Annotated in this window: 22 protein-coding genes; 16 read left to right on the top strand and 6 right to left on the bottom strand. The window is 54.7% G+C overall.

From position 1 onward, the window contains the following. The first annotated feature begins 35 nt into the window (after positions 1-35). Complete coding sequence (yhdP, locus tag OGW17_RS20240; protein WP_071257708.1) at positions 36-3,836, top strand: AsmA2 domain-containing protein YhdP; 3,801 nt, start codon at positions 36-38, stop codon at positions 3,834-3,836. Between the two features lie 185 nt (positions 3,837-4,021). After that, on the top strand, positions 4,022-5,467 hold the full coding sequence (gene tldD / locus OGW17_RS20235; protein ID WP_047460926.1) for a metalloprotease TldD: 1,446 nt from the start codon (positions 4,022-4,024) through the stop codon (positions 5,465-5,467). Between the two features lie 102 nt (positions 5,468-5,569). Here the strand turns inward: tldD and aaeR are convergent, their stop codons facing one another. Further along, complete coding sequence (gene aaeR, locus OGW17_RS20230; RefSeq protein ID WP_049010571.1) at positions 5,570-6,499, bottom strand: HTH-type transcriptional activator AaeR; 930 nt, start codon at positions 6,497-6,499, stop codon at positions 5,570-5,572. 183 nt (positions 6,500-6,682) lie between these two features. Here aaeR and aaeX point away from each other — a divergent pair, with 183 nt between their 5' ends. From aaeX to OGW17_RS20205, 5 genes are all read left to right on the top strand, one after another. Then, positions 6,683-6,886, top strand: a complete 204-nt coding sequence (aaeX, locus tag OGW17_RS20225) for a p-hydroxybenzoic acid efflux pump operon protein AaeX (RefSeq protein WP_000051840.1) — start codon at positions 6,683-6,685, stop codon at positions 6,884-6,886. A 7-nt stretch (positions 6,887-6,893) separates the two neighbouring features. After that, the gene (gene aaeA, locus OGW17_RS20220) at positions 6,894-7,826 is read left to right on the top strand and encodes a p-hydroxybenzoic acid efflux pump subunit AaeA (RefSeq protein ID WP_012135375.1); all 933 of its coding nucleotides are present in this window, start codon (positions 6,894-6,896) and stop codon (positions 7,824-7,826) included. Positions 7,827-7,831: 5 nt separating this feature from the next. Further along, positions 7,832-9,799, top strand: a complete 1,968-nt coding sequence (aaeB, locus tag OGW17_RS20215; RefSeq protein ID WP_012135374.1) for a p-hydroxybenzoic acid efflux pump subunit AaeB — start codon at positions 7,832-7,834, stop codon at positions 9,797-9,799. Positions 9,800-9,889: 90 nt separating this feature from the next. Further along, the gene (locus OGW17_RS20210; RefSeq protein ID WP_110493746.1) at positions 9,890-11,338 is read left to right on the top strand and encodes an NAD-dependent succinate-semialdehyde dehydrogenase; all 1,449 of its coding nucleotides are present in this window, start codon (positions 9,890-9,892) and stop codon (positions 11,336-11,338) included. A 29-nt stretch (positions 11,339-11,367) separates the two neighbouring features. Further along, positions 11,368-11,643 carry a barstar family protein gene (locus OGW17_RS20205; protein WP_047460936.1) on the top strand — a complete coding sequence of 92 codons (276 nt, stop codon included), beginning with the start codon at positions 11,368-11,370 and terminating at the stop codon, positions 11,641-11,643. A gap of 61 nt (positions 11,644-11,704) precedes the next feature. On the opposite strand, the gene yhcN is transcribed toward OGW17_RS20205, so the two are convergent. Continuing rightward, a complete protein-coding gene (gene yhcN / locus OGW17_RS20200; protein WP_012135371.1) occupies positions 11,705-11,968 on the bottom strand; it encodes a peroxide/acid stress response protein YhcN in 264 nt (87 codons plus the stop codon). 377 nt (positions 11,969-12,345) lie between these two features. After that, positions 12,346-12,816 carry a transcriptional regulator ArgR gene (gene argR / locus OGW17_RS20195; protein ID WP_012135369.1) on the bottom strand — a complete coding sequence of 157 codons (471 nt, stop codon included), beginning with the start codon at positions 12,814-12,816 and terminating at the stop codon, positions 12,346-12,348. 436 nt (positions 12,817-13,252) lie between these two features. Here argR and mdh point away from each other — a divergent pair, with 436 nt between their 5' ends. Further along, positions 13,253-14,191 (top strand): malate dehydrogenase, encoded by a 939-nt coding sequence (gene mdh / locus OGW17_RS20190; RefSeq protein WP_012135368.1) that lies wholly within the window; start codon positions 13,253-13,255, stop codon positions 14,189-14,191. A 153-nt stretch (positions 14,192-14,344) separates the two neighbouring features. On the opposite strand, the gene degS is transcribed toward mdh, so the two are convergent. The 3 genes from degS to zapG all read right to left on the bottom strand — a co-directional run bounded on the left by degS (position 14,345) and on the right by zapG (position 17,438). Next, complete coding sequence (gene degS / locus OGW17_RS20185) at positions 14,345-15,412, bottom strand: outer membrane-stress sensor serine endopeptidase DegS (protein WP_012135367.1); 1,068 nt, start codon at positions 15,410-15,412, stop codon at positions 14,345-14,347. Positions 15,413-15,503: 91 nt separating this feature from the next. Then, positions 15,504-16,871: a serine endoprotease DegQ gene (gene degQ / locus OGW17_RS20180; RefSeq protein ID WP_058668160.1), complete on the bottom strand. Its 1,368-nt coding sequence runs from the start codon at positions 16,869-16,871 to the stop codon at positions 15,504-15,506. 168 nt (positions 16,872-17,039) lie between these two features. Continuing rightward, positions 17,040-17,438, bottom strand: coding sequence for a Z-ring associated protein ZapG (zapG, locus tag OGW17_RS20175; protein WP_042292056.1), 399 nt, complete (start codon positions 17,436-17,438; stop codon positions 17,040-17,042). 192 nt (positions 17,439-17,630) lie between these two features. On the opposite strand from zapG, the gene zapE reads away from it, so the two are divergent. The 8 genes from zapE (at position 17,631) to nanT (ending at position 24,900) form a co-directional block, all read left to right on the top strand. Beyond that, on the top strand, positions 17,631-18,755 hold the full coding sequence (gene zapE / locus OGW17_RS20170) for a cell division protein ZapE (RefSeq protein ID WP_071257713.1): 1,125 nt from the start codon (positions 17,631-17,633) through the stop codon (positions 18,753-18,755). Between the two features lie 302 nt (positions 18,756-19,057). After that, the gene (gene rplM / locus OGW17_RS20165; protein WP_000847556.1) at positions 19,058-19,486 is read left to right on the top strand and encodes a 50S ribosomal protein L13; all 429 of its coding nucleotides are present in this window, start codon (positions 19,058-19,060) and stop codon (positions 19,484-19,486) included. A gap of 15 nt (positions 19,487-19,501) precedes the next feature. Further along, entirely contained in the window at positions 19,502-19,894 is a 393-nt protein-coding gene (rpsI, locus tag OGW17_RS20160) for a 30S ribosomal protein S9 (protein WP_000829818.1), read from the top strand. Between the two features lie 315 nt (positions 19,895-20,209). Beyond that, entirely contained in the window at positions 20,210-20,848 is a 639-nt protein-coding gene (gene sspA, locus OGW17_RS20155) for a stringent starvation protein SspA (RefSeq protein WP_012135361.1), read from the top strand. 5 nt (positions 20,849-20,853) lie between these two features. After that, entirely contained in the window at positions 20,854-21,354 is a 501-nt protein-coding gene (sspB, locus tag OGW17_RS20150) for a ClpXP protease specificity-enhancing factor (protein ID WP_012135360.1), read from the top strand. Between the two features lie 115 nt (positions 21,355-21,469). Further along, on the top strand, positions 21,470-22,258 hold the full coding sequence (gene nanR / locus OGW17_RS20145) for a transcriptional regulator NanR (RefSeq protein WP_012135359.1): 789 nt from the start codon (positions 21,470-21,472) through the stop codon (positions 22,256-22,258). Positions 22,259-22,395: 137 nt separating this feature from the next. After that, positions 22,396-23,289 carry an N-acetylneuraminate lyase gene (nanA, locus tag OGW17_RS20140; RefSeq protein ID WP_071257718.1) on the top strand — a complete coding sequence of 298 codons (894 nt, stop codon included), beginning with the start codon at positions 22,396-22,398 and terminating at the stop codon, positions 23,287-23,289. A gap of 120 nt (positions 23,290-23,409) precedes the next feature. Next, the gene (gene nanT / locus OGW17_RS20135; RefSeq protein WP_114647210.1) at positions 23,410-24,900 is read left to right on the top strand and encodes a sialic acid transporter NanT; all 1,491 of its coding nucleotides are present in this window, start codon (positions 23,410-23,412) and stop codon (positions 24,898-24,900) included. The last annotated feature ends 22 nt before the right edge of the window (positions 24,901-24,922 follow it).

The following is a 24,922-nucleotide window of genomic DNA, read 5'->3' as shown; positions in this document are numbered from 1 at the left end:
TGTGAGTCACATTTTTGGCAGACAAGGAGAGACGCGTGAGGCGATTGCCGGGGATATTACTGCTCACTGGAGCCGCGCTCGTCGTCGTCGTTGCGCTGCTGATCAGTGGATTGCGCCTTGCGCTCCCCCATCTGGATAGCTGGCGCCCGGCGATCCTCAGCAAAATTGAATCTGCCACGGGTATTCCTGTTGCCGCCAGCCAGTTGCATGCGAACTGGCAAACCTTTGGCCCCACGCTTGAGGCCCGGGACATCCATGCCAGTTTGAAAGATGGCGGCGAGCTTTCAGTAAAGCGCGTCACGCTGGCGCTGGATGTCTGGCAAAGCCTGTTGCACATGCGCTGGCAGTTTCGCGATCTCACCTTCTGGCAACTGCACATCCGCACCAATACGCCGATCCAACGCAGCGACAGCGACGAAGGCATTGAAACCAACCGTATTAGCGATCTTTTCCTGCGTCAGTTTGATCACTTCGATCTCCGGGACAGCCAAATTAGCTTTCTGACCTTATCAGGCCAGCGAGCTGAACTGGCGATCCCGCAGCTTACCTGGTTGAACGGCAAAGACAGGCACCGCGCGGAAGGTCAGGTCAGCCTCTCCAGCCTGACCGGGCAGCATGGCGTGATGCAGGTTCGTATGGATCTGCGTGACGACGATGGGCTGCTGAACAACGGTCGGGTCTGGCTACAGGCCGACGATATTGACGTGAAGCCGTGGCTGGGCAAATGGATGCAGGATAACGTGGCGCTGCAAACCGCGCGCTTTAGTCTGGAAGGCTGGATGACGCTCACGAAAGGCGAAGTCTCCAGCGGCGATATCTGGCTTAAGCAGGGCGGCGCGAGCTGGCAGGGCGATAATCATTCGCACACGCTTTCCGTTGATAACCTGACCGCGCACATTACGCGTGAACAGCCGGGCTGGCAGTTTTATATTCCTGACACGCGTATCACGCTGGATAGCAAACCCTGGCCGCGCGGCGCGTTAACGCTGGCCTGGGTGCCGGAACAAGAAGTTGGCGGTCAGAACAACATACGCAGCGATGAATTGCGTATTCGCGCCAGCAACCTTGAACTGGCTGATATGGACGGGCTGCGTCCGGTGGCGGCGAAACTCTCGCCTGCGCTGGGCGACATCTGGCAGGCCACACAGCCACGCGGAAAAATAGACACTCTCGCGCTGGATATCCCGCTACAGGCGACGGAGAAAACGCGTTTCCAGGCGTCGTGGGATAACCTCGCCTGGAAGCAGTGGAAGCTCTTACCGGGCGCGGAACACTTCTCCGGCACCTTGTCCGGCAGCGTGGAAAACGGCGCGCTGACTGCCTCGATGCAGCAGGCCGAAATGCCGTATGAAACCGTCTTTCGCGCACCGCTGGAAATTGAAAACGGCGTGGCGACGCTCACCTGGCTGAAGAATGACAAAGGGTTTCAGCTGGACGGGCGCAACATCGATGTGAAAGCGAAAGCCGTACATGCGCGCGGCGGTTTTCGTTATCTGCAACCCGCTGGAGAGGAGCCCTGGCTGGGGATTCTGGCGGGGATCAGCACCGATGACGGTTCACAGGCCTGGCGTTATTTCCCGGAAAACCTGATGGGCAAAGAGCTGGTTGATTACCTGAGCGGCGCGATTCAGGGCGGCGAAGCGGATAACGCCACGCTGGTGTATGGCGGCAATCCACATCTTTTCCCCTACAAACATAATGAAGGTCAGTTTGAAGTGCTGGTGCCGCTGCGTAACGCGAAGTTTGCTTTCCAGCCGGACTGGCCCGCGCTGTCCGACCTCAACATTGAGCTGGACTTCCTGAACGACGGCCTGTGGATGAAGGCGGATAGCGTCAATCTGGGTGGTGTTAAGGCCAGCAATCTGACCGCAATAATCCCGGACTATGCCAAAGAAAAGCTGCTGATTGATGCCGATATCAATGGGCCGGGTAAAGCGGTCGGCCCGTATTTTGACGACACGCCGCTGAAAGATTCTCTCGGCGCCACGCTGGAGCAACTCCAGATTGATGGCGATGTGAATGCTCGCTTACATCTTGATATTCCGCTGGATGGCGAGCTGGTCACCGCCAAAGGGGACGTCTCGCTGCGTAATAATAGTTTGTTCATTAAGCCGCTCGACAGCACGCTGAAGAACCTGAGCGGTAAGTTCAGCTTCAACAACGGCAATCTCAAGAGCGAACCGTTAACGGCAAACTGGTTTAGTCAGCCGTTGAACGTGGATTTCTCCACCAATGAAGGGGAAAAGGCCTATCAGGTCAACGTCAACCTTAACGGCAACTGGCAGCCGGGCCGTATGGGCGTGCTACCTGCGCAGGTGAACGATGCTATAAGCGGCGGTATGGCGTGGAACGGTAAAGTGGGCATTGCGCTTCCTTATCACTCTGGTGCGACATACAACGTAGAACTGAAAGGCGACCTGAAGAATGTGAGCAGTCACTTACCGTCACCGCTCGACAAGCAGGCCGGGGAATCCTTGCCGGTGAGCATTAAGGCTGACGGTAACTTGCGTAGCTTCGCGCTGACCGGCAGCGCCGGGAAAAATAATCACTTTAACAGCCGCTGGCTGCTGAATCAGAAACTGACGCTGGATCGGGCGATCTGGACAACGGATAGCCGCACCACGCCGACATTGCCTGACCGACAAGGCGTTGAGCTTAATCTTCCGGCAATGGATGGCGCAGAGTGGCTGGCGCTGTTCCAGAAAGGCGCGGCGGATAACGTTGGCGCAAAGACCAGTTTGCCGCAGCGCGTGACGCTACGAACGCCTTCGCTGTCGCTGGGCGGGCAACAGTGGAATAACCTGAGCATTGTCTCTGAGCCGTCGCTGAATGGTCAGAAGGTCGAAGCGCAGGGGCGCGAGGTTAACGCCACGCTGGCGATACGCAATAATGCCCCGTGGCAGGCGAACATCAAATACCTGTATTACAACCCGAGCGCGGCGAAGCGTACAGACGGTGCGCAGGCGACCTCGCCGTTCTCCTCCCTTGAGCGAGTCAGTTTCCGTGGCTGGCCTGATGTGCAGTTACGCTGCGTCGAATGCTGGCTGTGGGGGCAAAAATATGGGCGTATTGACGGCGACGTCGCGATTCAGGGAAATACGCTGACCCTGAGTAACGGGCTGCTGGATACGGGCTTCTCCCGGCTGACGGCTGAGGGTGTCTGGGTGAACACGCCGGGTAGCGAGCGCACGTCGCTGAAGGGGAAACTGCGCGGCCATAAAATTGATGCCGCAGCGGGATTCTTTGGCGTTTCGACCCCCATCCGCAACGCCTCGTTTAACGTGGACTATGACTTACACTGGCGTAACCAGCCCTGGCAGCCGGATGAGGCTTCCCTTAATGGCATTTTACGTACCCGCCTGGGGAAAGGTGAAATTACCGAGCTGAGCACCGGTCATGCGGGGCAGCTTCTGCGTCTGCTGAGTTTTGACGCACTGCTGCGTAAGCTGCGTTTTGATTTTAGCGATACGTTCAGCGACGGTTTCTACTTTGACTCTATTCGCAGTACGGCGTGGATCAAAGACGGCGTGATGCACACTGACGATACGCTGGTGGATGGGCTGGAGGCCGACATCGCCATGAAAGGTTCTGTCAATCTGGTGCGTCGGGAACTCGATATTGAAGCCGTCGTCGCACCGGAAATCTCCGCCACGGTAGGGGTTGCCGCCGCGTTTGCGGTGAACCCGATTGTCGGGGCGGCGGTATTTGCCGCGAGTAAAGTGTTGGGGCCGTTGTGGAGCAAAGTCTCCATTCTGCGCTATCGCATCACGGGCCCGGTAGACAAACCGCAGATTAACGAAGTCCTGCGCCAGCCGCGTAAAGAAAGCCAGCAATGATTTGACGGGGGCGAGTAATTGCCCCAATCTCAGTAAATAGAAATGAATGACGAACTGCAAAAGCCGGATGGCGCTGCGCTTATCCGGCCTACATAACTTCTACCGCAGTCCGGCATTGAAGCGCCTGATGGCGACGCAGGCGCGTCTTATCAGGCCTACAACAGTAACTAACGAGTAGCAAAACGATGAGTCTGAACCTGGTAAGTGAACAATTGCTAGCGGCGAACGGCCTGAACCATCAGGATTTGTTTGCCATTCTGGGCCAACTGGCCGAACGCCGTCTCGATTACGGCGATCTCTATTTTCAGTCGAGCTATCACGAATCCTGGGTTTTAGAAGATCGCATCATCAAAGATGGTTCTTACAACATCGATCAGGGCGTTGGCGTGCGCGCTATCAACGGTGAAAAAACAGGGTTTGCCTATGCCGATCAGATCAGCCTGCAAGCGCTGGAGCAGAGCGCGCAGGCCGCGCGTACCATTGTGCGCGACAGCGGCGACGGCAAAGTAAAAACACTGGGCGCGGTGGAGCACCCGATGCTCTATACCGCCATTGATCCGCTACAGAGCATGAGCCGCGAAGAGAAACTCGACATTCTGCGTCGCGTGGACAAGGCGGCGCGTGAAGCCGACAAGCGCGTACAGGAAGTGACGGCCAGCCTGACCGGCGTGTATGAGCTGATTCTGGTGGCAGCGACCGACGGTACGCTGGCGGCGGATGTGCGCCCGCTGGTGCGTCTGTCTGTCAGCGTACAGGTAGAGGAAGACGGTAAACGCGAGCGCGGCTCCAGCGGCGGCGGCGGTCGTTTTGGCTATGACTTTTTCTTAGGCGATTTGGACGGTGAAGTACGCGCCGATGCCTGGGCGAAAGAGGCAGTGCGCATGGCGCTGGTGAATCTGTCGGCGGTTGCCGCTCCGGCGGGAACATTACCCGTTGTGCTGGGCGCGGGCTGGCCTGGCGTGCTGCTGCACGAAGCGGTAGGCCACGGACTGGAAGGGGATTTCAACCGTCGCGGTACGTCAGTGTTCAGCGGCCATATCGGTGAACTGGTCGCGTCCGAACTGTGTACCGTGGTTGATGACGGCACGATCGCCGATCGCCGTGGTTCGGTCGCCATTGATGATGAAGGTACGCCGGGCCAGTACAACGTGTTGATTGAAAACGGCATCCTGAAAGGGTACATGCAGGATAAACTCAACGCGCGTCTGATGGGCGTTGCGCCGACCGGTAACGGACGTCGTGAATCATATGCGCATCTGCCGATGCCGCGTATGACCAACACCTATATGCTGGCCGGGAAATCCACGCCGCAGGAGATTATCGAGTCTGTGGAATACGGTATCTATGCGCCTAACTTTGGCGGCGGGCAGGTGGATATCACTTCCGGGAAATTTGTGTTCTCGACTTCAGAAGCGTACCTGATCGAAAACGGTAAGGTGACGAAACCCGTGAAAGGGGCGACGCTGATTGGTTCTGGTATCGAAGCGATGCAGCAGATCTCTATGGTCGGGAACGATCTGAAACTGGATAACGGCGTTGGCGTCTGCGGTAAAGAAGGGCAGAGTCTGCCGGTAGGCGTGGGTCAGCCGACGTTAAAGGTGGATAACCTGACCGTGGGCGGCACCGCGTAAAGTCGTTTTGTAGGCCCGATACGCCATTGCGTTATCGGGCATTTTGCCGGGCGCGGCGTGAACGCCTTATCCGGCCTGCCTGTTCTGTAGGCGGGCCGTTGATCACTTCTCTTTCCCTCGACCGTACATTCCCTGAAATAGCTGCGCGACATCGACAAAATAGTCTGTCAGATAGTTAATCACCACCTGCACCTTCAGCGGCAACTTATCTTTTTCGGTATACAACGCGTAAACCGGGCGTGGATCGGACTGGTAGCGGGGCAGCAGGATCTCCAGCTCTCCACTGTTGATCTCATTGATCACCCACATCAACGGAACGTAGGCGATCCCGGCGCCTGCGGTCAGCCAGCGGCTGAGCGTCATCGGATCGTTGGTGACGAAGCGCCCTTGTGGGATCAGCCGGGTGGAGATCCCTTCCGGCGCAATCAACTCAAACTCGTTATCCGGGCGCACGCTGTATTCCAGCCATGAGTGATTGCTGAGGTCGGCGGGTTTTTCCGGCACGCCAAATTGCGCGAGATAACTTTTGGCGGCGCACACCACCATCGGCATTGCCCCCAGACGGCGTGAAAACAGGCTGGAGTCCTGCAACGCACCGACGCGGATCACCACGTCCAGACCATCAGCGATCAGGTCCGGCGCCGGGATGCCGGTCACCAGGTTAACCGTCAGGCCAGGGTACTCTTTCAGCATTTTGGCCGTTAACCCGGCGAGGACATTTTGTGCCATGGTTGAAGAACAACCAATTCGCAAGGTGCCGATAGGCGTGTTGTTGAAGGCATAAAGCTGCTCATGGACATCCTGCACTTCGTGCAGCATCCGACGGCAACCCTGATAATAAATTTTACCGGCCTCGGTCAGCCCAATGCTGCGCGTACTGCGGTTTAGCAGCTTAACCTGTAGCTCATCTTCCAGTTTTGCCACGGTCTGGCTGATAGAGGAAACGCTCATTTGTAGCTGTCTGGCAGCGGCGGTAAAGGAGCCAAATTCAACGACTTTGGCGAACACCGACATGCGTTTTAATCTTTCCATTATTCACTCTGGCTTAAAAGTGATTTAGATCACATATTATAGATAACAGCATAACAGTTACGTTAATATATTATTATTCAAATAACCGCTATGCCGCTCTCGCCTGGCTTTCCACGCCCTTCCCTGCGGTGGCATTGGCTGAAAACTGTATCGCCTGCACTCTCTTTATAAATCAAGGTCAACATGAGTCTGTTTCCCGTTATCGTGGTGTTTGGTCTCTCCTTCCCACCGATATTTTTCGAATTGCTTTTGTCACTGGCGATTTTCTGGCTGGTGCGCCGGATGCTGGTTCCAACCGGCATTTATGACTTCGTCTGGCATCCGGCTCTGTTTAATACCGCGCTGTATTGCTGCCTGTTCTATTTAATATCGCGCTTGTTCGTTTGAGGTAGAAGTGAAAACACTAACAAGAAAACTCTCTCGTACGGCCATCACGCTCGTACTGGTCATTCTGGCCTTCATCGCAATTTTCCGTGCCTGGGTCTATTACACCGAGTCGCCGTGGACGCGTGACGCGCGCTTCAGCGCCGACGTGGTTGCCATTGCGCCAGACGTCGCGGGTCTTATCACCAACGTGAGTGTGCATGATAACCAGCTGGTGAAGAAAGACCAGATACTGTTCACCATCGATCAGCCGCGCTATAAAAAAGCCCTCGAAGAAGCGGAAGCTGATGTTGCCTACTACCAGGTGCTGGCACAGGAAAAACGCCAGGAGGCTGGCCGCCGTAACCGCCTTGGCGTCCAGGCGATGTCGCGTGAAGAGATCGATCAGGCCAATAACGTTCTGCAAACCGTATTACATCAGCTTGCCAAAGCGCAGGCGACGCGCGATCTGGCAAAATTAGACCTCGAACGTACCGTGATTCGCGCCCCTGCTGACGGTTGGGTCACCAACCTGAACGTCTACACCGGCGAGTTTATTACCCGTGGCTCAACGGCGGTTGCGTTGGTGAAACAGCACTCTTTCTACGTGCTGGCCTATATGGAAGAGACCAAACTGGAAGGCGTCCGGCCGGGCTATCGCGCAGAGATAACGCCGCTTGGCAGTAACAAAGTGTTGAAAGGCACCGTTGACAGCGTGGCGGCTGGGGTCACTAACGCCAGCAGCACGCGTGACGCCAAAGGGATGGCGACCATCGACTCCAATCTGGAGTGGGTACGTCTGGCGCAGCGTGTTCCGGTACGTATCCGTCTGGACGATCAGCAGGACAACCTGTGGCCTGCCGGGACAACCGCAACCGTTGTGATTACCGGCAAGCAGGATCGTGATGAAACGCAGGACTCCTTCTTCCGTAAAATGGCGCACCGTCTGCGCGAGTTTGGTTAATCACCATGGGTATTTTCTCCATTGCCAACCAGCATATCCGCTTTGCGGTAAAACTGGCATGCGCCATCGTCCTGGCGCTGTTCGTTGGCTTTCACTTTCAGCTTGAGACGCCGCGCTGGGCGGTGCTGACCGCCGCGATTGTCGCCGCAGGCCCGGCATTCGCCGCCGGTGGGGAACCCTATTCCGGCGCGATTCGCTATCGCGGGATGCTGCGTATCATCGGGACATTTATTGGCTGTATCGCCGCGCTGACCATTATCATCACCATGATTCGCGCGCCGTTATTAATGATTCTGGTGTGCTGTATCTGGGCGGGATTTTGTACCTGGATCTCCTCGCTGGTGCGGGTTGAAAACTCCTATGCCTGGGGGCTGTCCGGGTATACGGCGCTGATCATCGTCATTACCATTCAGGCGGAGCCACTACTGACGCCGCAGTTCGCGGTTGAACGTTGCAGCGAGATCGTGATTGGTATCGTCTGCGCCATTATGGCGGATCTGCTCTTTTCGCCGCGTTCAGTGAAACAGGAAGTGGATCGTGAAGTCGACGGCCTGCTGGTGGCGCAATACCAGCTGATGCAGTTGTGTATTAAGCACGGCGACAGTGAGGAAGTGGACAAAGCCTGGGGCGATCTGGTGCGGCGGACGGCGGCGCTGGAAGGCATGCGCAGCAATCTCAATATGGAGTCATCGCGCTGGGGGCGCGCCAACCGCCGCCTGAAAGCGCTGAATACGCTCTCGTTGACGCTGATCACCCAGTCCTGTGAAACATACCTGATTCAGAACACTCACCCGGAGTTGATCACCGACACTTTCCGCGAGCTGTTCGAAACGCCCGTCGAAACCGCGCAGGACGTACATAAACAGCTTAAGCGGATGCGCCGCATCATTGCCTGGACCGGCGAACGTGAAACGCCCGTAACCCTTTACACCTGGGCCGGTGCGGCGACGCGCTATCTGCTGCTGAAGCGCGGCGTGATTGGCAACGCCAAAATCAGCGTGACGGAAGAGGAAGTGTTGCAGGGCGAGCCCGTCGTGAAGGTGGAATCTGCTGAGCGCCATCACGCGATGGTTAACTTCTGGCGCACCACGCTGTCCTGTGTGCTGGGCACCTTATTCTGGCTGTGGACGGGCTGGACGTCGGGAAGCGGCGCGATGGTGATGATTGCGGTCGTCACGTCGCTGGCGATGCGCTTACCCAATCCGCGCATGGTCGCAATCGACTTTATTTACGGGACGCTGGCGGCGCTGCCGTTGGGCCTGCTCTATTTTTTAGTGATCATCCCGAATACGCAGCAAAGCATGTTGCTGCTGTGTCTGAGCCTGGCGGTGCTGGGATTCTTTCTCGGGATCGAAGTCCAGAAACGGCGGCTGGGTTCGATGGGGGCGCTGGCCAGTACCATTAACATCATCGTGCTGGACAACCCAATGACCTTCCACTTCAGCCAGTTTCTTGACAGCGCGCTCGGGCAGATTGTGGGGTGCATGATGGCGTTTATCGTCATTCTGTTAGTTCGTGATAATTCACGCGACAGAACCGGACGTGTGCTGCTTAACCAGTTCGTTTCCGCAGCGGTGTCTGCAATGACTACCAACGTTGTGCGCCGTAAAGAGAACCACCTTCCGGCGCTGTATCAGCAGTTGTTCTTGTTAATGAACAAATTCCCGGGCGACCTGCCGAAGTTTCGTCTGGCGCTGACGATGATCATTGCACACCAACGTCTGCGTGATGCGCCCATCCCGGTCAATCATGATTTATCTGCTTTTCACCGCCAGCTCCGGCGTACGGCCGATCATGTGATTTCAGCCGGAAATGACGATAAGCGTCGGCGCTACTTTGGACAACTGCTGGATGAGCTTGATGTCTATCAGGAAAAATTGCGAGTCTGGGAAGCGCCGCCACGGGTTACGGAGCCGGTAAAACGACTATCCGGCATGTTGCACAAATATCAGCACGCCTTGACGGATAACTAACACTCAGGAGCCGACGCCAAAAGCGTCGGTTTTTTTGTGGCTATACTTATCTGACGTGCGGAAAACATGACATCAGGAGGAGAAAGAACCATGCAAACGCTCCAGGACAACGAACTTTTTCAGACGGGATATCTGGTTGATGGACTTTGGAAAACGCTGGATAACACCTTTGATGTTCTTAATCCGGCAACCGGTGAAACGATAGCCGCCGTTGCTAAAGCCGGTAAAAAAGAGACCGAAGAGGCGATTGCGGCGGCGGCAAAAGCCTTCCCTGCCTGGCGGGCCAAAACGGCAAAAGAGCGCTCGGCCATTCTGTATCGCTGGTATGAACTGATCATTGAGCATAAATCCTGGCTGGGCCGTCTGATGACCACTGAGCAGGGGAAGCCGTTGAAAGAGGCAGAAGGCGAAGTGGAGTACGCCGCCAGTTTCATCCAGTGGTTTGCTGAACAGGCGAAGCGGGCAAATGGCGAAATAATCCCGCCGATCAAACCCGGATCGCGGATCTTTGCCACTCGTGAACCGATTGGCGTCGTGGCGGCGATTACGCCGTGGAACTTCCCGATGGCAATGTTGACCCGTAAATTAGGCCCCGCGCTGGCGGCAGGCTGTACGGGGGTCATTAAACCGGCGAATAACACGCCGCTTAGCGCATTCGCCTTGCTGACGCTGGCGAAGAAAGCTGGCGTACCTGACGGTGTGCTGAACGCCGTCGCGGGCAATACCCCAGAGATCAGCGACGCCATTATGGCCAGCCACGAGGTGCGCAAAATCTCCTTTACCGGATCGACCGCCGTGGGGAAAACGCTGGTGCGTAACGCGGCTGACACGATGAAGAAAGTCTCGATGGAACTGGGGGGCAATGCGCCGTATATCGTGTTTGACGATGCGGATATTGACGCTGCGGTACAGGGGGCGATCGCCAATAAATTCCGCAACGCGGGGCAGGTGTGCGTCAGCGTTAACCGTTTCTATATCCATGAGTCGGTCTATGACGAATTTACCCGCAAGCTGGCGGATGCCGTACAAAAACTGAAGGTCGGAAATGGTCTGGAGGAGGGCGTGATCGTCGGCCCGCTGATTGAACCGGCGGCTGTCGATAAAGTGCGTGAGCACGTTGAGGACGCTATCGCAAAAGGGGCGAAGGTGCTGGCAGGCGCTAAAGCGCATTCGTTAGGCGGGAATTTCTGGCAGCCCACCGTACTGGGCGACTGTAGCGATGGGATGAAACTGGCCAGTGAAGAGACCTTCGGGCCGGTCGCGGCCTGCTTTCGTTTTACCAGTGAAGACGAGGTCATTCAGCGCGCCAACAATACGCCGTTTGGCCTGGCGGCTTACTTCTACACGCAAAATTTACAACGCGTATTCCGTGTTTCCCAGGCGATTGAAAGCGGCATGATTGGGATTAATGAATGCGCCGTATCAACCGAGCTGGGGCCATTTGGCGGGGTGAAAGAGTCGGGTCTGGGGCGTGAAGGATCGGTGCTGGGGCTTGAAGAGTTTCTGGAAGTGAAGACCCTGCACATCGGCGGCCTGTAATGTGACTGCGTCGGGGATGGTGGCTGGCTATGAACATCTATACCTTTGATTTTGATGAAATAGAAGACCAGAACGATTTTTACCGCGAGTTTACACGGATGTTTGGCCTTGCCAGAGAGAAAGTCGGCGATCTTGATTCTCTATGGGATACTCTCATGAGCGAGGTGCTGCCATTGCCGCTGGAGATTGAGTTTGTTCATCTGCCGGAAAAACTGCGCAGGCGTTACGGCGCGCTGATTTTGCTGTTTGATGAAGCAGAAGAGGAACTGGAAGGGCAGTTGCGGTTTAATGTTCGCCATTCGTGATGACAAACATAAAAAAGCCCCCGGCAGTCGGGGGCAAGTCGTCGGACTAGACGACGAGGGTTTATTTGTAAAGTTCTGCCGTAGCGTGCCAGTTGTCACCGCTACGTGCTTCAGTAATCTGATAGGCGGATGCGCCGTTTGCTTCTGCTTTTTTGTTCAGCATTTCATGCATATCCATCGGGGAAGAACCGATAGCGCTTACGGAAACAGAGCCGATAGCCTGACGGCCTTGCGCTTGTTCTGCGTTGATGGATTCGGCTGCGAATGCGCCAAAAGAGAGAACGGACAGAACGCTTAATGCTGCAACAGTAGTTTTGATTTTCATGATTTTTACCTCGTCGAATTCTTTTATTAGGGTCTGTGTTTCGTGACCCTCATCACAAAATCAAGTATACACTAATCACGCGATTAATTAATACCACGCTAATGGTTTCATGGGTTATTGTGTGTTAACGATTTGTTTTTTTATAACCGTATGGAATTAAAAACGTGTTAAAAAGCGTGTTGTTAAGATTAAATTCAATAAAATCATAATGATATGAAATTTTGCAATTTGTGCGTTTTTTCCATTGCACATTCACCATGTAAATGATTTTTGACGGTTAAACGCACTATTTGTTAAGTGACAGGCAGTGAAAAATGACGGCGGAAGAGGTGGCGGCAGGTTTTTTCCCCGTCGCGCTTAACGACGGGGAGAAGGGATTACAGCTCTTGTTCGAACAGTTCCAGAATGGCTTCGTACAGATCTTTCACCGTAAAGCCATTCGCGGGGGTGGTGAAAATGGTGTCGTCACCGGCAATGGTCCCGAGGATGCCTTCCGCTTTCCCCAGCGAGTCCAGCAGACGCGCGATCAGCTGTGCGGCGCCAGGACTGGTATGGATCACCACTACAGCATCGTTGTAGTCGATATCTAACACCAGATTCTTTAAAGGGCTGGAGGTGGTTGGCACGCCTAGCTCAGCCGGGAGACAGTAGACCATCTCCATTTTTGCGTTGCGGGTACGCACCGCGCCGAACTTGGTCAGCATGCGCGAGACCTTGGACTGGTTGATGTTATCAAAGCCCTGATCCTGTAACGCGAGGACGATTTCGCCCTGTGAACTGAATTTTTCTTCTTTGAGTAGCGCTTTGAACGCCTTGACTAATTCTTCTTGTTTAGCCGAGCTTCGCATAAGTCACCCGTAATATGAGGATGGAAACAACATTATTATGCATACAGATGAATTTTTATGCAAACAGTCTGCCTCACCGGAGGCTGAAATAATGTTATGAAAGAGCGGAATTCTATCAAATTCCGTTATCAAGAAACATGCCTGCGTCACGGCGCGCAAATAAGCTTAAAAGTAAATTAAATGTTATCAAATTGATGTTGTTTTGGAGGGGCAGTAGAGTATATTGTCAGCACCTGTTGGAAAGTTGTTCTGTGGTTCAGGCGCTTTTGAATTACGTAAATTAGCTTTTCTATTACGTAAGTTAAATGCATAAAAGCCAAATTTGCGTGACTACGCATTCTTGACGCGTGGTGGTTGTATTCATTGGATTTGTGAATTATGGTCGCCGCCGCGGAGCAACAAACACTTAGCTTATCAATATAATAAGGAGTTTAGGATGAAAGTCGCAGTCCTCGGCGCTGCCGGCGGTATCGGCCAGGCGCTTGCACTACTGTTAAAAACCCAACTGCCTTCAGGTTCAGAACTCTCCCTGTACGACATCGCTCCAGTGACCCCAGGTGTGGCCGTTGACTTGAGCCATATCCCTACAGCAGTAAAAATCAAAGGTTTCTCCGGCGAAGACGCGACCCCGGCGCTTGAAGGCGCAGATGTCGTACTGATCTCGGCTGGCGTGGCGCGTAAACCGGGTATGGATCGTTCCGACCTGTTTAACGTCAACGCAGGTATCGTGAAGAACCTGGTACAACAGATCGCAACGACCTGTCCGAAAGCCTGTGTGGGCATTATCACCAACCCGGTGAACACTACCGTCGCTATCGCTGCTGAAGTACTGAAAAAAGCCGGCGTTTACGACAAGAACAAACTGTTTGGCGTGACCACGCTGGACATCATCCGCTCCAACACCTTTGTTGCGGAACTGAAAGGCAAACTGCCGACCGACGTTGAAGTTCCGGTTATCGGCGGTCACTCTGGCGTGACCATTCTGCCGCTGCTGTCGCAGATCCCGGGCGTCAGCTTCACCGAGCAGGAAGTGGCTGACCTGACCAAACGTATCCAGAATGCGGGTACGGAAGTGGTTGAAGCGAAGGCTGGCGGCGGATCGGCAACCCTGTCTATGGGTCAGGCTGCTGCGCGCTTTGGTCTTTCTCTGGTGCGTGCGCTGCAAGGCGAGAAGGACGTGGTGGAATGTGCCTACGTTGAAGGTGACGGCCAGTATGCGCGCTTCTTCTCTCAGCCGCTGCTGCTGGGTAAAAACGGCGTGGAAGAGCGCAAGTCTATCGGCAAACTGAGCGCGTTTGAACAGAATGCGCTGGAAGGTATGCTGGATACGCTGAAAAAAGATATCGCCCTGGGCGAAGAGTTCGTTAACAAGTAAGCGCTTTTGTGCAGGCCAGATAAGACGCGTTTGCGTCGCCGTCAGGCCTAGGCCTGGCGATAATGCCGGATGGCGGTGTAAACACCTTATCCGGCCTACAAGTTAACCGAGACACAGTAAAAAACCGGAGATGACTCCGGTTTTTTTATTACGTTAATTTGTCGCCGGGTATTCCTGAATGGTGACCTGGAGCGTCAGCTTTTTATCGTCACGCATCACAATCACCGGGATCACCGAACCTGGGCGTATTTCAGCAACCTGATCCATAGTCTCCAGAGCGGAAACGGCAGGTTTGTTGTTGACTGAAATGATCACATCATTGACCTGAATACCCGCCTGCGCAGCCGGGCCATCCGGCGACACTTCATTGACCACAATCCCCTGGATTTGATCCATTCCGGCGCCTTGCGCATGCAGCGGCGCGATTTCTCGCCCACCGATGCCGATATAACCGCGAATCACGCGACCGTCGCGGATCAGCTTATCCATTATCTTGGTCGCTAACTGGAACGGGATTGCAAAACCGATCCCTTCCGGCGTCTCGCCGTCGTTACTCTTATCAAATGACAGGGTGTTAATACCCATCAGTTCGCCCAGCGAGTTAACCAGCGCTCCGCCGGAGTTACCGTGGTTGATGGAGGCGTCCGTTTGCAGGAAGTTTTGTCGTCCGGTCGGGTTCAGACCGATACGCCCGGTGGCGCTGATGATCCCCTGAGTAATGGTCTGCCCCAGGTTATACGGGTTGCCAATGGCCAGAACCACATCACCAATATGCGGTGAGCGTTTCGTGTTGATCGGGATCGTCGGCAGACCGCCCGTGGCATTAATCTTTAACACCGCCAGATCCGTCAGCGTATCCGAACCAACCAGCAGCGCTTCAAACACGCGTCCATCCTGTAGGGCGACGATGATCTGATCCGCATCGTTGATCACATGCTTATTGGTGATGATGTAACCGCGCTGATCCATGATCACGCCCGATCCCAGCGTACGGATCTCAAGCTGATTATGCGTGGTGCTGTTCATACTGCGGTTATAAACGTTGACGACGGCAGGCGCGGCGCGGCGAACCGCCGAATTATAGCTGGCTGGCGTCTCATCCGCGCTGTCGAATTGCGGTGTGGTCAGGGTATTTATTTTGCGCAGCGAGGGCATGGCCGCCAACAGAATGGCACCCACAATAAGACCAATTGCGACCGAACGTAAGATCTTCACAAACATGATGGAGGCGTCATTAAAAAAGGGAACGGCAGCAGCATACCACGAGTTAACCGGACATCGCACGTGGGGCTGATGTCCGGTTAACGATGACTTAACGCAGGAGCAGGTAAATGTTCTCGTTACCGCGTACGACCTGTAGCGCAATAATCGACGGTTTCGCTTCCAGCACTTTGCGCATTTCCGCAATCGAGTGCACGCGATCGCGGTTAACGCTAATGATCACGTCATCTTTGTGCAAACCGGCCTGGGCGGCGGGACTGCTTTTTTCAACGTTATCAATTTTGATGCCTTTATTGCCGTCTTTTAACTGACCATCGCTCAGCGTTGCGCCCTGCAATGCCGGGGCGATCATCTCCGCGCTGGCGGAGGATGACGTGCTGGTGTCGAGGGTGACTTCGACTTCTAGCGGTTTGCCGTCGCGTAACAGACCGAGCTTCACTTTCGTGCCGGGTTCCGTCGTTGCGATGCGTGAGCGCAGTTCGGCAAAGCTGCTCAGCGGCTTGCCGTTGAGACTGGTGATCACGTCGCCGGATTTCACACCCGCTTTCGCGGAACCTGAACCCGGGAGCACTTCGCTGATGAACGCCCCGCGCTGTACATCCAGCTTGAAGGCTTTGGCGATATCGGCGGTCAATTCCATGCCTTTAATTCCCAGCAGGCCGCGTTTAATTTCACCAAACTGAATCAGCTGTTGCGCCAGCGTGCGCGCCATATTACTCGGAATCGCAAACCCAATGCCGATGCTACCGCCGCCAGGTGCCAGAATAGCGGTGTTGATGCCGATCAGCTCGCCGTTGAGATTCAGCAGCGCGCCGCCGGAGTTGCCGCGGTTAATCGAGGCGTCGGTCTGAATAAAGTTTTCCAGCCCTTCCAGATTCAGCCCGCTCCGGCCAAGCGCGGAGACAATGCCGGAGGTGGCGGTTTGCCCCAGACCAAACGGGTTGCCTACCGCGACGGCAAAGTCGCCGACACGCAGTTTGTCGGAGTCGGCGATGGCGATTTGCGTCAGGTTGCTGGCGTTCTGGATTTGCAGCAGCGCGATGTCGCTCTGGTCGTCGCTGCCGATCAGTTTAGCGTCAAACTCGCGTCCGTCATTTAACTGAACGCTGATCTTCTGTGCCTGATTAATGACATGGTTATTGGTCAGAACGTAGCCTTTGGCGGCGTCAATGATGACGCCCGACCCCAGCCCTTCGAACGGCTGAGAGGGTTGATCAGGCAACTCGTCGCCAAAAAACTTTTTAAACTCTTCTGGAACCTTCTGACTTTGGGTCGCGGTTCCCTCAACCTTCACGCTAATCACGGCCGGCAGCACTTTTTCCAGCATTGGCGCGAGACTGGGGAGCGCCGCCTGGCCGGGAATCTGCGCGGGTATCGATGCGACGGCCTGAAACGGTGCCGAGAGCGTTAACCCGACACTTAACGCTAATGCACTTAACAACGGGGTTTGTTTTTTCATGGAGCCTGCTCTCGTACCTTGAGTGAACGGAAAGACGATTCAAAACAGTTTGATGTTATTGAATTTTCGGCCTGGTAACAATGAGGTTAATGACTAAATAATAGCTGGGACAGGAGAGAAGAGACGGGCGCAATCGCTGCGCCCGAAAAATTTCTTAACGATGTGCGATTAGTCGCGTTTTGCGCCACTACGCAGCAGGCCGGAAGCGCCTTCGGAATAGTCACGCGGCATCTGGACCGGCGCCTGATCGTTACTGGCTTCAGACTCCGCCAGACGGTTACGGAACGGGTTCGATTCCGCAGACAGTTCCGGCAGCAGGCTGCTGGAGCTTTTCGCCATGTGCTGATACAGCTGACGATAATCATGCGCCATGGTATCCAGCAGCTCGGCGCTGCGGGCAAAGTGGCTGACCAGCTCTTCACGATACTCTTCCAGCTCAGCTTTATTCTTTTCCAGTTCGTACTGCAATGCCTGCTGTTGGCGTAATTTACGATTACCAAAACGCATGGCTACGGCACCAATAATGATACCGACGACTAACCCAATTAGCGCATATTCCCAGGTCATGAACATCTCCCGTTGTCTTTTGTTTCCGTAGGGTGTTGGCTTTAGGCTCCATGCCTGCGCCTGATTATGCCACTATAACCGCTAATCCCGTAGAAGTGGAATCCCGTGTTTATATCACGTAATGTAGAACGGCCTTTTTTTCGTCAGCCGTGAACGTCGGCACATCGATTTTCAAGGAATAACAATAACATCATGCAAAGCATTTCCCCCACATCGCGTTACCTTCAGGCCCTCAATGATGGCAGCCATCAACCCGACGACGTGCAAAAAGATGCGGTCAACCGACTGGAGTCGATTTACCAGGCGCTGATCGCCAAAACGCCTCCGGCGCCGCAAATCGGCGGACTGATGGCCCGTTTCGGTAAACTGCTTGGCAAACGTGAACCGTCAGCGAATGTGCCGGTGCGTGGTCTGTATATGTGGGGCGGGGTCGGGCGAGGGAAAACCTGGCTGATGGATCTCTTCTATCATAGTCTGCCGGGCGAGCGGAAACAGCGTCTGCATTTCCACCGCTTTATGCTGCGCGTGCATGAGGAACTGACGGCGCTACAGGGGCAGACCGACCCGCTGGAGATTATTGCCGATCGTTTCAAAGCCGAAACGGATGTGCTCTGCTTTGATGAGTTTTTTGTTTCCGACATCACCGACGCGATGCTGCTTGGCGGCTTAATGAAAGCGCTGTTTGCTCGCGGCATTACCCTGGTGGCGACCTCGAACATCCCGCCGGATGAGCTGTACCGCAATGGCCTGCAACGTACCCGCTTCCTTCCGGCTATCGACGCTATCAAAGCGCATTGCGACATTATGAATGTGGATGCCGGGGTGGATTATCGTCTGCGCACACTGACGCAGGCGCATTTGTGGCTCTCGCCGCGTAATGACGAAACGCAGCAACAGATGGATAAACTCTGGCTGGCGCTGGCCGGTGCGAAACGTGAGAATGCGCCAACGCTGGAGGTGAATCATCGTCCGTTACCGACGATGGGGGTGGAAAACCAGACGCTGGCGGTTTCCTTCATCACCTTATGCGTGGACGCTCGCAGCCAGCATGACTATATTGCGCTGTCGCGCCTGTTCCACACGGTTCTGCTGTTTGATGTGCCGGTCATGACGCCGTTGATGGAAAGCGAAGCGCGCCGTTTTATCGCGCTGGTGGATGAATTCTACGAACGCCATGTGAAGCTGGTGGTGAGCGCCGACGCGCCTTTATATGAGATCTATCAGGGCGAACGCCTGAAGTTTGAGTTCCAGCGCTGTTTATCGCGTTTGCAGGAGATGCAGAGCGAGGAGTATCTGAAACGCTCGCATATGCCGTAGGCCGGATAAGGCGTTTCTCCGCCATCCGGCGCAGGTTGCCTGGTGGCGCTTCGCTTATCAGACCGGCAGAAATGCCCCGCACAAAACCCATTGCAAATCACAAAAAGGGGTCGATCTTTGCCCCTGACTTCTCTATAATCCTGCGACCCCACGTTACAAGAAAGTTTTTTTCCCAAAACTTTTTGTGTGCTGGCATTGGCTATTCGAAGGGGTAGGTTTGCCGGACTTTGTCGTGTGAACCTCAACAATTGAAAACGTTTGGGTGTTCACCAACGTGTAACTATCTATTGGGTAAGCTTTTAATGAAAACTTTTACAGCTAAACCAGAAACCGTAAAACGCGACTGGTACGTTGTTGACGCGACCGGTAAAACTCTGGGCCGTCTGGCTACTGAACTGGCTCTTCGCCTGCGCGGTAAGCACAAAGCGGAATACACTCCGCACGTCGATACCGGTGATTACATCATCGTTCTGAACGCTGACAAAGTTGCTGTAACCGGCAACAAGCGTACTGACAAAGTGTACTATCACCACACCGGTCACATCGGTGGTATCAAACAAGCGACCTTTGAAGAGATGATTGCTCGCCGTCCTGAGCGTGTGATTGAAATCGCGGTTAAAGGCATGCTGCCAAAAGGCCCGCTGGGTCGTGCTATGTTCCGTAAACTGAAAGTTTACGCTGGCAACGAGCACAACCACGCGGCACAGCAACCGCAAGTTCTTGACATCTAATCGGGATTATAGGCAATGGCTGAAAATCAATACTACGGCACTGGTCGCCGCAAAAGTTCCGCAGCTCGCGTGTTCATCAAACCGGGCAACGGCAAAATCGTTATCAACCAACGTTCTCTGGAACAGTACTTCGGTCGTGAAACTGCCCGCATGGTAGTTCGTCAGCCGCTGGAACTGGTCGACATGGTTGAGAAACTGGATCTGTACATCACTGTTAAAGGTGGTGGTATCTCTGGTCAGGCTGGTGCGATCCGTCACGGTATCACCCGCGCTCTGATGGAGTACGACGAGTCTCTGCGTTCTGAACTGCGTAAAGCTGGCTTCGTTACTCGTGACGCTCGTCAGGTTGAACGTAAGAAAGTCGGTCTGCGTAAAGCACGTCGTCGTCCGCAGTTCTCCAAACGTTAATGGGTTTCTGCTCCGGCAGATTACCATTGGCGAAAAAACCCGCTTCGGCGGGTTTTTTTATGGAAAAAATGCGCGTGTGTCCAAAGTAATCCTCTGATTGCCACCTCTTTTTCCCCATTTCCAGAATCGACTCACCACAAAGGTCACAAAATCTGGTAAACTATCATCCAATTTTCTGCCCAAATAACGGGTATTGTTCATTTTTTGTTTGCTTTTTGAACAATGATGACTTTTCCGCAGGCGGGTGACATAACTTCTGGCTGGCCACGCGGTGGCTGGTAGCAGTAAAAATTCTGAATATACCTGGAGGTTTTCATGGCTGTCGCTGCCAACAAACGTTCGGTAATGACGCTGTTTTCTGGTCCTACTGACATCTATAGCCATCAGGTCCGCATTGTGCTGGCGGAGAAAGGTGTTAGTTTCGAGATCGAGCATGTGGAGAAGGATAACCCACCTCAGGATCTGATTGACCTCAACCCGAGTCAGAGCGTACCGACCCTGGTGGATCGTGAGCTGACCCTGTGGGAATCTCGCATCATTATGGAATACCTGGATGAGCGTTTCCCTCATCCGCCGCTGATGCCGGTTTACCCGGTTGCGCGTGGCGAAAGCCGCCTGTACATGCACCGTATTGAAAAAGACTGGTACACGTTGATGAACGTCATCGTGAACGGGTCCGCTTCTGAAGCTGACGTTGCGCGTAAACAACTGCGTGAAGAGTTGCAGGCGATCGCGCCTGTGTTTGGTCAAAAACCGTATTTCCTGAGCGATGAGTTCAGCCTGGTTGATTGCTATCTGGCGCCGCTGCTGTGGCGTTTGCCGCAACTGGGTATTGAGTTCAGCGGTGCGGGCGCTAAAGAGCTGAAAGGCTATATGACCCGCGTCTTTGAACGTGACTCGTTCCTCGCTTCTTTAACTGAAGCTGAACGTGAAATGCGCCTCGGTCGGGGTTAATCAGTATGGATTTGTCACAGCTATCCCCACGCCGTCCATATTTGCTGCGTGCATTCTATGAATGGTTGCTGGATAACCAGCTCACGCCGCACCTGGTGGTGGATGTGACGCTGCCTGGCGTGCATGTCCCTATGGAATATGCGCGCGACGGGCAAATTGTTCTGAACATTGCTCCCCGTGCGGTTGGGAATCTGGAGCTGGCCAACGACGAAGTGCGTTTCAACGCGCGCTTTGGCGGCGTCCCGCGTCAGGTCTCCGTGCCGCTGGCTGCGGTACTGGCGATCTATGCGCGTGAAAACGGCGCAGGCACAATGTTTGAACCTGAAGCCGCTTACGATGAAGACGTCGCCAGCTTAAATGATGACGATGTAACGCCGGGCGCGGAGAGCGAAACGGTCATGTCCGTGATTGATGGTGATAAGCCCGATCATGACGATGACAACAATCCTGATGACGATCCGCCGCCGCCGCGTGGTGGTCGACCCGCATTACGCGTAGTGAAGTAACCAAGACAGACAGGCCCTGAGGGCCTGTTTTTTTTCACGCCAGCCACGATTTCACCCCACTTTCGATCCTGTGATAGGATGGCCTTAGTTGCTGTTTTCCTCGACGATTTACATAATGGACGCTATGAACGCATTTGATTCGCAAGCAGAAAATTCTCCGCCAACCATCGGCCGTAGTTTGCGCAGCCGTCCGCTGGCGCGTAAAAAACTGTCGGAAATGGTAGAAGAAGAACTGGAGCAGATGATTCGTCGCGGTGAATTCGGCGAAGGGGAGCAGCTGCCGTCTGAGCGGGAGTTGATGACCTTCTTCAACGTGGGCCGCCCGTCGGTGCGTGAAGCGCTTGCCGCGCTCAAGCGTAAAGGTCTGGTGCAAATCAATAACGGCGAACGCGCCCGCGTGTCGCGGCCTTCTGCTGATACCATCATCAGCGAACTTTCCGGCATGGCGAAAGATTTCCTCTCGCACCCCGGCGGTATCGCCCACTTTGAGCAACTGCGCCTGTTCTTCGAATCAAGCCTTGTGCGCTATGCGGCGGAACACGCGACGGATGAGCAAATTGATCTGCTGGCGAAAGCCCTGGAGATCAACAGCCAGTCGCTGGACGATAACGCGCTCTTCATTCGTTCCGACGTCGAGTTTCACCGCGTGCTGGCGGAAATCCCCGGCAATCCGATCTTCATGGCGATTCATGTCGCGCTGCTGGACTGGCTGATCGCTGCGCGTCCTGCGGTCTCCGGGCAGGAGTTACATGAGCATAATAGCGTGAGTTATCAAGAGCATATCGCTATTGTCGATGCCATTCGTCGGCGCGATCCAGATGAAGCTGACCGCGCGCTGCAAACCCACCTCAATAGCGTATCCGCCACCTGGCACGCCTTCGATCAAAAGAAAAAATTGCGTTAGCGATCGCGATCCTGACGATCATTTAGTGAAGTAGATCGCACTCTGTGCGTTCTGTACTGGGGTGCTGCTTATTTGATCTGGTATAACAGGTATAAAGGTATGTAGTCAGATAACACTAATCATCGACAGAGGTCGTTATGGCAAAAGATTTACGAGGCGTAATGCCAGCGTTGTTAACTCCTTTTGATAACCAGCAGAAACTGGATATTGAGAGCCTGCGCCGTCTGGTGCGTTTCAACATTGCACAGGGCATTGATGGGCTGTACGTCGGCGGCTCGACCGGGGAAGCGTTCGTTCAGAGCCGCGCAGAAAGGGAGCAGGTCCTGGAAATTGTGGCGGAAGAGGCGAAGGGCAAAGTGACGCTGATTGCCCATGTCGGTACGGTCAGTACCGAAGAGAGCCAGCAGCTGGCCAGCGCGGCGCATCGTTACGGTTTTGATGCCGTTTCCGCCGTGACGCCGTTTTATTATCCGTTTAGCTTTGAAGAGCATTGCGATCACTACCGCGCCATTATCGATTCCGCTGAAGGATTACCGATGGTGGTGTACAACATTCCTGCGCTGAGCGGCGTGAAGCTGACGCTGGATCAAATCAACACGCTGGTCACGCTGCCCGGCGTTGGCGCGCTGAAACAAACCTCCGGCGATCTCTATCAGATGGAGCAGATCCGCCGTGCGCATCCTGATCTGGTGCTCTACAACGGTTATGACGAAATCTTCGCTTCCGGTCTGCTGGCAGGCGCAGACGGGGGAATCGGCAGCACTTACAACATTATGGGCTGGCGTTATCAGGGGATTGTTAAGGCTTTGCAGGAAGGCGATGTAGCGAAAGCGCAGCATCTGCAAACCGAGTGCAATAAGGTCATCGATCTGCTCATTAAAACCGGCGTATTCCGTGGGCTGAAAACGGTGCTGCACTACATGGATGTGGTCTCCGTACCGCTGTGCCGTAAGCCGTTTGCGCCGGTTGATGAGAAGTATCTGCCTGAACTGAAAACGCTGGCGCAGCAGTTAATGCAGGAACGCGGTTGACCGGTTGCCGGATAGCGCTAACGCTTATCCGGCCTACAAAATATGAAACGTAGGCCGGGTAAGGCGAGGCGAAGCCGCCATCCGGCAAAGCGACAATAAAAATCGTCGGGAGAATGAAAAATGAGTACTTCTACCCAGAATATCCCGTGGTATCGCCATCTCAACCGGGCGCAGTGGCGGGCATTTTCCGCCGCCTGGCTGGGATATTTGCTTGATGGTTTTGATTTTGTGTTGATTGCTCTTGTTCTGACGGAAGTGCAGGGCGAGTTTGGGTTAACGACGGTTCAGGCGGCCAGCCTGATCTCGGCGGCGTTTATTTCCCGCTGGTTTGGCGGGCTGATGTTAGGTGCAATGGGTGACCGCTATGGCCGACGTCTGGCGATGGTCACCAGTATCATTCTTTTCTCTATGGGGACGCTGGCCTGCGGTTTTGCGCCCGGCTATACCACCATGTTTATCGCCCGTCTGGTGATCGGTATGGGAATGGCGGGCGAATATGGCTCCAGCGCCACCTATGTCATTGAAAGCTGGCCGAAGCACTTACGTAATAAAGCCAGTGGATTCCTGATTTCCGGTTTCTCCGTCGGTGCAGTCGTGGCGGCGCAGGTTTACAGCCTGGTGGTTCCGGTCTGGGGCTGGCGCGCGCTGTTTTTCATTGGCATTCTGCCGATCATTTTTGCACTCTGGCTGCGTAAAAACATCCCTGAAGCGGAAGACTGGAAAGAGAAACACGAAGGCAAAGCGCCGGTGCGCACGATGGTAGATATTCTCTACCGGGGCGAACATCGCGTCGTCAATGTGCTGATGACGATCGTCGCCGCAACCGCGCTGTGGTTCTGCTTTGCGGGCGACCTGCAAAACGCGGCGATTGTGGCGGTGTTAGGGTTACTGTGCGCCGTTATCTTCATCAGTTTTATGGTGCAAAGCAGCGGCAAGCGCTGGCCAACGGGCGTGATGCTGATGATCGTGGTGCTCTTTGCTTTCCTCTATTCATGGCCGATTCAGGCGCTGCTGCCAACGTATCTGAAAACTGAACTGGCTTACGATCCTCACACCGTTGCGCAGGTGCTTTTCTTTAGCGGCTTTGGGGCGGCAGTCGGCTGCTGCGTGGGCGGTTTCCTCGGCGACTGGCTGGGTACGCGCAAAGCCTACGTTTGCAGTTTGCTGGCTTCCCAGGTGCTGATCATTCCGGTATTTGCGATTGGCGGCGCAAACGTCTGGGTACTGGGTCTGCTACTGTTTTTCCAGCAGATGCTGGGGCAGGGGATCTCCGGGATCTTACCGAAACTCATTGGCGGTTATTTTGATACCGACCAGCGAGCGGCAGGTCTGGGCTTTACCTATAACGTCGGCGCACTGGGCGGCGCGCTGGCCCCTATCCTCGGGGCGCTGATCGCACAGCGTCTGGATCTGGGCACCGCGCTGGGATCGCTCTCCTTCAGCCTGACCTTTGTGGTGATCCTGTTGATTGGGTTGGATATGCCGTCTCGCGTACAGCGCTGGCTGCGTCCTGAAGCATTACGTATGCATGATGCTATCGACGGAAAACCGTTCAGCGGGGCCGTGCCGTTTGGCGGCGACAAAAGCGCCTTTGTAAAAACCAAAAGCTGATGAGGTTTGCCCGGCCAGTTTG

This window comes from Citrobacter sp. CK181, assembly GCF_030333595.1.
In the GTDB taxonomy this organism is placed as follows: domain Bacteria; phylum Pseudomonadota; class Gammaproteobacteria; order Enterobacterales; family Enterobacteriaceae; genus Citrobacter_B; species Citrobacter_B koseri.
Note: the sequence above shows the minus strand (reverse complement) of the source record. Positions and strands in the feature narration are given on the sequence as shown.